The sequence below is a fragment of the Candidatus Chlorobium masyuteum genome, assembly GCF_011601315.1.
GTDB lineage: Bacteria > Bacteroidota > Chlorobiia > Chlorobiales > Chlorobiaceae > Chlorobium > Chlorobium masyuteum.
In genome coordinates, this window is record NZ_JAAORA010000016.1 from 1 (window position 1) to 2,108 (window position 2,108).

Below are 2,108 nucleotides of genomic sequence, written 5' to 3' on the forward strand. Positions count from 1 at the left end.
CCTGATTCGCTGATCAGGCGTTTGCCCTCTTCGGTTTTGGCCAGGTCGATGAACTGCCTGACTGCACCGGTCGGCTGACCGTTGGTGTACATGAAGAGCGGGCGGTGAATCGGGTAGGTACCGTTTTTAACCGTGCGTACATCGGCATCAACACCGTCAACCAGCACTGCTTTAACCGAACTGTCTACAAAACCCATTCCGATATAGCTTACTGCCGCCGGAGTTGAAGCTACACGGCTCTTGATTGAACCGTTGCTCGACTGGGTTTCTGCTCTCTTGGAAATCGGGTTATCCTTGCCCATCACCAGCTCCTTGAACGAGTCGGCCGTACCGCTGTTTGATTCACGCTGGATAATGACAATTGCTGCATTGGGTCCGCCAACCTGGTTCCAGTTGGTGTATTTACCCATGTAGATTCCGCGGATCTGTGCTTTTGAGAGTGCATTGACGCGGTTGCTCGGGTGAACGACAATCGAGAGACCGTCAAGAGCAATAACGTGTTCAACCGGATTGACACCCTTGGCTTTGGCTGCGGCGATCTCCTTGTCTTTCATCTCCCTTGACATGGTTGCGATGTCGCAGGTTTTGTTGATCAGGCTTTTTGCCCCGTTGCCTGAACCGGACTCACTCACCACGACCTGGATACCGGTGGTTTTGGTATAGTAGCCGGCAAATGCCTTGGCGATCGGTCCAACGGTGGTTGAGCCATCAATAACGATTTTTCCGGCCGCTTCAGCCGTGCCTGATGCAGTCAAGCCGAAGACTGCTGCGGTTAAAAGAAGTTTTCTGAAGAGTTTCATTGTTTTGATTGTATTTGAAATTAAGAGTAGAAAAAGTTATCTGTTTTGGTGCTCTCACTTGCCGGCTATAAAAGCCCCCCTGTTGGAGAGCAGGGGGACACAATCATAACACACAACAGAAAGAACACAACACACACACATTGTTTAGAACTTGACGACAACATCGGCCATGAGCAGATGATTGGTAATGTTGGCTACATCAATCGTCTTGAAATTGAAGTAGTTGGCTCCAACCGTCAGGTTCTGCACGAGATGGAAGACACCGCCGATCTTATAGCCGTGCAGATTGGTTGCCGCTCCGGCATTCCGGTCTGAATCGGTCAGAATCGTAAGGGCATCGCGCTCGATTCTGATATAATCAGCATTGACTGACCACTGCCCGACCTGTTTGGCATCACCGATCTTGATCTCGGCAAGGTAGCTGTCTCTTTTTGTGTCATCGATCCCGGAGGCATCAGCCTTTTTGGCCATGTTGCGGGCATACTGACCGGTAATCTTCCACGGCAGCTTTTCGGTGATCTGGCCGCCGACGGTACCGAACAGCTCGGCTATATTGAAATCCTTTTTGGAATAGTCATACGCCGGGGAGTAGGTGGTCGTGTTGACTACATCGAAATTCGCATAGTTGTAGTAACCGGCTCCTAATAGATAATTCACCTCGCTGATCTCACCTTTATATGCCGCCTGGCCGGCCAGAATATAGGCATCCTTTTCTGCTACCGCCGTTCGGGATGAACGCTCGTTAAGCGGGAAGTAGCCGACAACTGCCGTCAGGCCATCCTTCTCCTTGCCGTCACTCTCCTTGCCATACTGGAGTGTTAATCCTTCAAAGGTAAGATCGCTGTCCCATACCAGATCGTTGACCACGACAAGATCACTGGCAACAGCCCGTTTACCCAGAATGATATTGGCTGCTCCGTTCATGCCGTAAGCCATCGGATGGTAATCAATGTAATATTCGTTCAGGTAGACCGGATCGGCAAGAAACTGATCATCAATGGTCTCGTTGCGGGAGGTCGTTTCAGTAAGACTTCCGGTCGAGAGCTGAACTCCGCCCGAAAGCTCTTCATTGATCCACGGATAGACACCAAGACGGACACGGCTGCGGTGGCGGTCACGGCTGTGCTCTCCGGTAGCGCCATCGGTGTGGCGAAGATCGGACTGATAACGGTAACGCAGATCACCTTTCCATGTCAGATCGACAGCCTCGGCGTTACTGAATCCGAGGGCCGCTGCAAGACCGACCATCATTGCTATTTTTTTCATGCTCTTTTGGGTTGGTTGATGTTGTGAGTACACAAAACTTTT

At 50.9% G+C, this 2,108-nt stretch carries 2 protein-coding genes; both read right to left on the reverse strand.

Going from position 1 to position 2,108, the window contains the following annotated elements:
- Positions 1-800, reverse strand: an 800-nt coding sequence (locus tag G9409_RS11935; RefSeq protein WP_166808973.1) for a PstS family phosphate ABC transporter substrate-binding protein, incomplete at its 3' end; no start/stop codon positions are given.
- 144 nt (positions 801-944) lie between these two features.
- Positions 945-2,066, reverse strand: a complete 1,122-nt coding sequence (locus G9409_RS11940) for a putative porin (RefSeq protein WP_166808974.1) — start codon at positions 2,064-2,066, stop codon at positions 945-947.
- Positions 2,067-2,108 lie beyond the last annotated feature (42 nt).